The following is a 6,755-nucleotide window of genomic DNA, read 5'->3' as shown; positions in this document are numbered from 1 at the left end:
GCCGCTGAACATGATGTTCCAGTCCTATGCCCTGTTCCCGCATCTGAACGTGGCCGCCAACATCGCCTATGGCCTGAAGCGGGATGGCGTGCCGCGCGCCGAGCGCGCCGGCCGCGTGGAGCAGGCGCTGGCCATGGTCGGGCTGGAGGGCTTCGGCGGGCGGCTGCCGCACCGTCTCTCCGGCGGGCAGCGGCAGCGCGTGGCGCTGGCCCGCGCCCTGGTCAAGCGCCCGCGCCTGCTGCTGCTCGATGAACCGCTCGGCGCGCTGGACGCCAATCTGCGCGAGCGCACCGGCTTCGAGCTGCGTGCCCTGCAACGCGAGACGGGGGCCGCCTTCATCATGGTGACCCACGACCAGCAGGAGGCGCTGGCCCTGGCCGACCGCGTGGCGGTGCTGGAGCATGGCCGGGTGGTGCAACTTGGCGCCCCGCGCGCGGTCTATGACCGGCCGGCGACGCGCTTCGTCGCCCAGTTCCTCGGCACGGCCAATGTGCTGGAGGGCCGTGCCGCCGGCGAAGGCTTCGACTGCCCGGGCCTCGCCGCCACGCTGCGCCCGGAGGGGGCGCTGCCGCCGGACACCACGGCCTGCGCCCTGCGGCCCGAGCGCATCGCGCTCCGCCCTGGCGCGCAGGGCCCGAACAGCGCCGGCGGCGTGGTGGAGGAGGTGGCCTTCCGCGGCGATGACAGCCTGCTGCTGGTGCGCGCCGAGGGTGGCGCACTGCTGCGCGTGGGCCATGCCGAGGAGGATGGCCCGCCGCCGCCGCGTGGCAGCGCCGTGCGCCTGGGGTGGGAGGCGGCCTCCGTGGTGCCGCTGGCCGGCTGATGCGCACCGCGCTGCACGCCATCCTGCGCCCCTTGCCGCTGGCCGTCCCGTCGCTGTGGCTGGCGCTGCTGGTGGCGGCGCCGCTGCTGGTGGTGCTGGTGCTGGCCTTCGCCTGGCCGGCCGAGAGCGTGCCGCCCATCGCCCCGCCCTGGGGCGCGGAGGGGCCGAACACCGAGCCCTTCGCCCTGGTGCTGGAGGATTCCTTCTACCATGCGGCCTTCGCGCAGGCGGCGCTGGTGGCGGCGGGCACGGCGGCGCTCTGCCTGCTGCTGGGCTTCCCCATGGCCATGGGCCTGGCCCGCGCCACCCCCGCCTGGCGGCTGCCGCTGCTGATGGCGGTTCTGCTGCCCTTCTGGACCGGCTTCCTGCCGCGCCTCGGCGCCTGGATCGGCCTGCTGCGCGACGAGGGCTGGGTCAACACCGTGCTGCAATCCCTCGGCCTGATCACCGATCCGCTGCCGCTGCTCTATTCCTGGCCGGCGCTGTTCCTCGGCATGGCGCATGCGTACCTGCCCTTCGCCGTGCTGCCGCTCTATGCCAGCCTCTCGCGCCGGGACCCGGCGATGGAGGAGGCGGCGGCCGATCTCGGCGCCACGCCCTGGGCGGTGTTCCGCACCGTCACCCTGCCGCTGGCGGCGCCGGGGGCGGCGGCGGCCTTCCTGCTGGTGTTCATCCCGGCGGCGGGGGAATACGTCATCCCCGAGCTGCTGGGGCCGCCGGGGGCGCAGCTTGTCGGCCGCGTGCTGTGGCAGGAATTCTTCCAGAACCGCGACTGGCCGGTGGCGGCGGCGCTGGCGGTGCTGCTGCTGCTGGCGCTGCTGCTGCCCATCCTGCTGTTCCAGCGGCTGGAGGCGCGCCGATGAGCCGGGGGACGGGACAGGGCGGCATGGCGCGGCTGGGCCTGATGCTGGGCCTCGGCTTCCTGTGGCTGCCGGTGCTGCTGCTGGCGGGCTATGCCTTCAGCGAGAGCCGCATTCCCTTCCAGTGGGGCGGCTTCTCGCTGCGCTGGTTCGCCGCCCTGGCCGAGAATGAGCGGCTGCTGGAAGCCGCCTGGCTGTCGCTGCGCGTGGCGCTGGGCTCGGCCACGCTGGCGGTGCTGCTGGGCGGCGCCACCGGCTGGGTGCTGGCGCGGCACGGGCCGTTCCGCGGCCGGGCGCTGTTCGGCGTGCTGGCCGGCGCGCCGCTGGTGCTGCCGGACGTGGTGATGGGCCTCTCCCTGCTGCTGCTCTTCGTGCTGCTGGAGGGCGCCACGGGCTGGCCCGCCGGGCGCGGCGCCACCACCATCCTGCTGGCGCATGCCACCATCGGCGCAGCCTATGTGGCGGTGCTGGCGCAGGCGCGGCTGGCCGAGATGGCGCCCGAGCTGGAGGAGGCGGCGCGCGACCTCGGCGCCGGTCCGGCCACGGCCTTCGCCACCGTCACCCTGCCGCTGATGGCGCCGAGCCTGGCGGCGGGCTGGCTGCTGGCCTTCACCCTCTCGCTGGACGATGTGGTGGTGGCGAGCTTCGTCTCCGGCCCTGCCGGCACCACCCTGCCGATGGTGGTGTTCTCCATGCTGCGGCTGGGGCTGACGCCGGAGGTGAATGCGCTCGCCGTCATCATCCTGGCGCTGGCGGGCCTGGGCGGCGGCCTCGCCCTGCTGGCCATGCGCGGCCTGCGCAGTCTTTGAACCTTCCGTGTGCCCGGCTTGCCGGCCGGGCGCCGCATCCCAGATCGAATTTGTGGACGACCTGGCTGCGCATGGCGTGGTGGTCACGCATCCTACCATAGGCCACCTGGCTGCCGTTGCCCGGGCCTTCCGTGAAGCGAATGCCGCGCCCCCCCGGCGCGACAGGCAATCGAACACGGCGCCGCGGCGCGGCGCGGGAGGACGACAATGGCCACGACCTGGACCGAGGCGCCCGACATGGCCCGGCACGAACCCGCCATACACCGGATCGGCAGCACGGAGGTCGGCCAGGCGCTGGCCCTCGGCTGGCGGGATTTCCTGGCCAACCCTACGCAGCTCGTCTTCCTGGCGATCCTCTATCCGATCATCGGCCTGATCGCCGCGCAGCTCGCGGCGGGCCGGGATGTGATGCCGCTGTTCTGGCCGCTGGTGTCGGGCTTCGCCCTTCTCGGGCCGGTCGCGGCGCTCGGCGTCTATGAGCTGAGCCGGCGCCGTGAGCAGGGCCAGCCGACCCGTTGGACCGATGCCCTGGCGGTGCGCCACTCTCCGGCCCTCACCTCCATCATCGGCCTCGGCGTGCTGCTGCTGGCCATCTTCGTCGCCTGGATCTTCACCGCGCGGGCGATCTACGGCATGACGCTGGGCGATACCCCGGCCACCGCCACCGATTTCCTCAGCCGGGTACTCTACAGCCGCGAGGGGCACCAGCTGATGCTGCTGGGCAACCTGGCGGGCTTCCTGTTCGCGGTGCTGGTGTTCTCCCTCACCGTCGTCTCCTTCCCGATGCTGCTCGACCGTGCGGGGCGGGGCCTGCCGGTCAACGCACGCATGGCCATGCGCGCCTCCCTGCGCGCGGTGCGAACCAATCCAGGCCCGTTGGCGCTGTGGGGCTTCCTCATCGCCCTGTTGCTGGCTCTGGGCAGCCTGCCCCTCTTCGTCGGCCTGGCGGTGGTCGTGCCGGTGCTGGGCCATGCCACCTGGCACCTCTACCGCCGGATCGTCCGCGACTGAGCGCCGGAGGCCGGCCGCCTCCGGACCCGCCCTGGGTTCCGGAGGCACCCGAGCCAGGCAGAAGAGAACCGGCTTCGTCATTCCCGCACCGCCATCCGGCCAGCATGCCGCGCAGGGGGAACCCCCGCGGCGGCGGCCTGTTTGTCTTTCTGCAACAAGCTTCTGGCCGGCAGGCAGGGCGGAGTGGCCGTCCTGGAGTCTCTTGTCCGGAAGTCTCCGATGCCGGCGCAGGCCGCAGATGGGCGGGCGATGCCTGTCTGTGCCGGCAACAGGCAGGGGCCGGCAGCAAAGAGGGGCCGGAAGCAGAAAGGGGAAAGACAGCATGGGTGACGATCACCGCACGAGCGGACCGCGGCCGCAGGGGCTGGGGGCACAGGGCCCCGGCAACGCACATGGCATCCCCGCCGATCATGAGCCCGATGTGGAAGGGCGGCCCTTCAGCCCGGAGGGTGGCCGGCCCGCCCAGGACCCGGACGCCATGGCCAGGAAGGTGCTGAACCGCACGCCGCCTGGCCCTGCGTCTGATGACGGTGCGGGGTCGGAGGGGGCCGGCGGCGACAGCTAGGATACCGCTGGCGAAGATGAGGTCCCTGGAGGGGGCTGGTGCTGTTCCCGGCACACCCTCTCTGCGGACGATGCCGGTCCTGCCCGAGAACGATGGCCATTGAGCCCGGCGTCCGGGTGGCCGGGACGTCCGGCGAGCCGTCTCGTGACCCCGGAGGAATGTCGATGCTCATACCCCGCAGCATTCACGCCCTGATCGACTATATCTATGGCGTCGTACTGATCGGAATACCGTACTTCCTCGGCTTCGCCTGGCAGGAACCGGCACGCATGGTGTTCTGGGCCTTCGGCTTCGGGGCCATCCTCTACAGCCTGCTGACCAATTACCGGCTGGGTCTGCTGAAGCTGATCCCCTTCCGCATCCATCTGGTGCTGGATGTGGTGGCGGCGCTCGCCCTGCTGGCCTCCCCCTGGCTGCTCGGCTTTTCGGAGGAGGTCTGGGTGCCGCATGTGGTGCTCGGGGTGCTGGCGATCGGTGTCGTGCTGCTGAGCCGGAGGACGGATGACACCTTGCCCGCTCCGCTGCGCGACTAGGGCCGCTCCCCCGCGGGCAGGGCAGGGGCTGCCAGAGCGGTGGCGGAACGGCCGGCCCGGCCTTGGCGCCGCGCCATGGCGGAATCGGCCCTGCCGGGCGGCATGGCGCCTTGTCGGGGCAGCCGGCTGGGGTCTAGGGTCCGCCGTCTTTCGAGTTGGACCCATCCTTCCATGAACCTGATCGCCGAGCGGCTCGACCGCATCGCCCCCTCCCAGACCATCGCCATCACCGCCAAGGCGCGGGCGCTGAAGGCCGAGGGCAAGAATGTCATCAGCCTCTCGGCCGGGGAGCCCGATTTCGACACCCCCCGCAACGTCAAGGACGCGGCGATCGCGGCGATCGAGAAGGGTGAGACCCGCTACACCGACGTCGCCGGCACCAGGGCGCTGCGCGAGGCCTGCGCCACCTATTTCCGCCGCGAGCACGGGGTGGAGTACAAGCCGGAGGAGATCGTCGTCTCCACCGGCGGCAAGCAGGTGATCTTCAACGCCATCCTGGCCACGATCGACGCCGGCGACGAGGCGATCATCCCGGCGCCGTGCTGGGTCTCCTACCCCGACATCGTGACGCTGGCCGAGGGCAAGCCGGTGATCGTGCCGGCCGGGCAGAACCAGGGTTTCAAGATCACGCCCGAGCAGCTCGAGGCGGCGATCACGCCCCGCACCAAGTGGTTCATGCTGAACAACCCCTCCAACCCCACCGGCGCCGCCTACAGCGCGGAGGAGCTGAAGGGGCTGGCCGAGGTGCTGCTGCGCCACCCGGACATCTGGATCTTCACCGACGACATCTACGAGAAGCTGACCTATGGCGGCTTCAAGGCCCGCACTTTGGTCGCGGTGGAGCCGCGCCTGAAGGAGCGGACCGTGACGATGAATGGCTGCTCCAAGGCCTACGCCATGACCGGCTGGCGCATCGGCTTCGCCGGCGCGCCGGTGAAGCTGATCAAGGCGATGGACAAGCTGCAGGGCCAGTCCACCTCCAACACCTCCTCCATCTCCCAGGCCGCCGCGGTCGAGGCGCTGACGGGGCCGCAGGATTCGGTCGAGGCGATGCGCGTCGTCTATGAGCGCCGCCGCGACCTGGTGGTGGGGCTGCTGAACCAGGCGCCGGGCATCCACTGCATCGTGCCCGAGGGCGCCTTCTACGTCTTCCCCTCGATCCATGGCTGCCTGGGCAAGACCACGGCCTCCGGCAAGAAGATCGAGACGGACGAGGATTTCGTCACCGCGCTGCTGGAGGATGAGGGCGTCGCCGCCGTGCACGGCTCGGCCTTCATGTTCCCCGGCCATTTCCGCATCAGCTACGCGACTGACGACGCCTCGCTGACCGAGGCCTGCACGCGCATCCAGCGCTTCTGCGCCGGGCTGAAGTGACCTGAGCGGAGGGGGAGGGCGGGCGGCGCGCCGCCCTCCCTCCGCCGGGCGCGGGGTGCCTCAGCCCAGCTTCAGCACGATGCGGCCATCGATCGCGCCGCGCTCCATGCGGGCGAAGATGTCGTTGATCTCCTCCAGCCGGCCCCAGCTGAAGTGGGTTTCCACCTTGCCCTCTCCGGCGAAGGCCAGCGCCTCCTCCAGGTCCTGCCGCGTGCCGACGATCGAGCCGCGCACGGTGATGCGCTTCAGCACCGTGTCGAAGATCGGCATGGCGAAGCGGCCCGGCGGCAGGCCGACCAGCGCCATGGTGCCGTGCGGCCGCAGCATGGCGAAGGCCTGCTCGAAGGCGGCGGGCGAGACGGCGGTGACGAGCACGCCATGCATGCCGCCCGCGCGGCGCTGCAGCACCTCGCCCGGGTCCTGCTCCCGCGCGTTCACCACCAGGTCGGCGCCGAGGTTGCGGGCCAGCTCCAGCTTCTCCGGGTGCACGTCCACGGCCGCCACGTGCAGCCCCATGGCCCGGGCATACTGCACCGCCATGTGGCCAAGCCCGCCGATGCCGGAGATGGCCACCCACTCGCCGGGCCGCGCCTACGTCTCCTTCAGCCCCTTGTAGACGGTGACGCCGGCACAGAGCACCGGTGCGGCCGGGCCGAAATCCAGCGCGTCCGGCAGCAGGCCGACATAGTCCGGATCCGCCACCACGTATTCGGCGAAGGTGCCGTTGACCGAGTAGCCGGTGTTCTGCTGGCGGGCGCAGAGCGTCTCCCAGCCGGTGCG

Annotated in this window: 6 protein-coding genes and 1 pseudogene; 6 read left to right on the top strand and 1 reads right to left on the bottom strand. The window is 71.7% G+C overall.

Going from position 1 to position 6,755, the window contains the following annotated elements; all coding sequences use genetic code 11:
* The 6 genes from ACZJYS_RS21385 to ACZJYS_RS21360 all read left to right on the top strand — a co-directional run.
* Positions 1–823, top strand: an 823-nt coding sequence (locus ACZJYS_RS21385; protein ID WP_493180252.1) for an ABC transporter ATP-binding protein, incomplete at its 5' end; no start/stop codon positions are given.
* Complete coding sequence (locus tag ACZJYS_RS21380) at positions 823–1,686, top strand: ABC transporter permease (protein ID WP_379649278.1); 864 nt, start codon at positions 823–825, stop codon at positions 1,684–1,686. The genes ACZJYS_RS21385 and ACZJYS_RS21380, both read left to right, overlap by 1 nt.
* Positions 1,683–2,492 carry an ABC transporter permease gene (locus ACZJYS_RS21375; RefSeq protein WP_493180251.1) on the top strand — a complete coding sequence of 270 codons (810 nt, stop codon included), beginning with the start codon at positions 1,683–1,685 and terminating at the stop codon, positions 2,490–2,492. The genes ACZJYS_RS21380 and ACZJYS_RS21375 overlap by 4 nt, the downstream gene beginning before the upstream one ends.
* 207 nt (positions 2,493–2,699) lie before the next feature.
* The gene (locus ACZJYS_RS21370) at positions 2,700–3,503 is read left to right on the top strand and encodes a DUF2189 domain-containing protein (RefSeq protein ID WP_493180250.1); all 804 of its coding nucleotides are present in this window, start codon (positions 2,700–2,702) and stop codon (positions 3,501–3,503) included.
* Positions 3,504–4,232: 729 nt separating this feature from the next.
* Complete coding sequence (locus ACZJYS_RS21365; RefSeq protein ID WP_146201838.1) at positions 4,233–4,601, top strand: SPW repeat domain-containing protein; 369 nt, start codon at positions 4,233–4,235, stop codon at positions 4,599–4,601.
* 171 nt (positions 4,602–4,772) lie between these two features.
* Positions 4,773–5,975 (top strand): pyridoxal phosphate-dependent aminotransferase, encoded by a 1,203-nt coding sequence (locus ACZJYS_RS21360; protein ID WP_493180249.1) that lies wholly within the window; start codon positions 4,773–4,775, stop codon positions 5,973–5,975.
* A 60-nt stretch (positions 5,976–6,035) separates the two neighbouring features.
* On the opposite strand, the pseudogene ACZJYS_RS21355 reads toward ACZJYS_RS21360, so the two are convergent.
* Positions 6,036–6,755: pseudogene (locus tag ACZJYS_RS21355) on the bottom strand (zinc-dependent alcohol dehydrogenase); the annotation flags it as partial.

The organism is Roseomonas sp. TS2 (assembly GCF_058833935.1).
This window is presented reverse-complemented; position numbering and strand designations above follow the sequence as displayed.

Excerpts from the sequence above, each read along its gene's own strand:
- ACZJYS_RS21370 (WP_493180250.1), top strand. The coding sequence starts at position 2,700 with ATGGCCACGACCTGGACCGAGGCGCCCGACATGGCCCGGCACGAACCC.
- ACZJYS_RS21380 (WP_379649278.1), top strand. The coding sequence starts at position 823 with ATGCGCACCGCGCTGCACGCCATCCTGCGCCCCTTGCCGCTGGCCGTC.
- ACZJYS_RS21360 (WP_493180249.1), top strand. The coding sequence starts at position 4,773 with ATGAACCTGATCGCCGAGCGGCTCGACCGCATCGCCCCCTCCCAGACC.
- ACZJYS_RS21365 (WP_146201838.1), top strand. The coding sequence starts at position 4,233 with ATGCTCATACCCCGCAGCATTCACGCCCTGATCGACTATATCTATGGC.
- ACZJYS_RS21375 (WP_493180251.1), top strand. The coding sequence starts at position 1,683 with ATGAGCCGGGGGACGGGACAGGGCGGCATGGCGCGGCTGGGCCTGATG.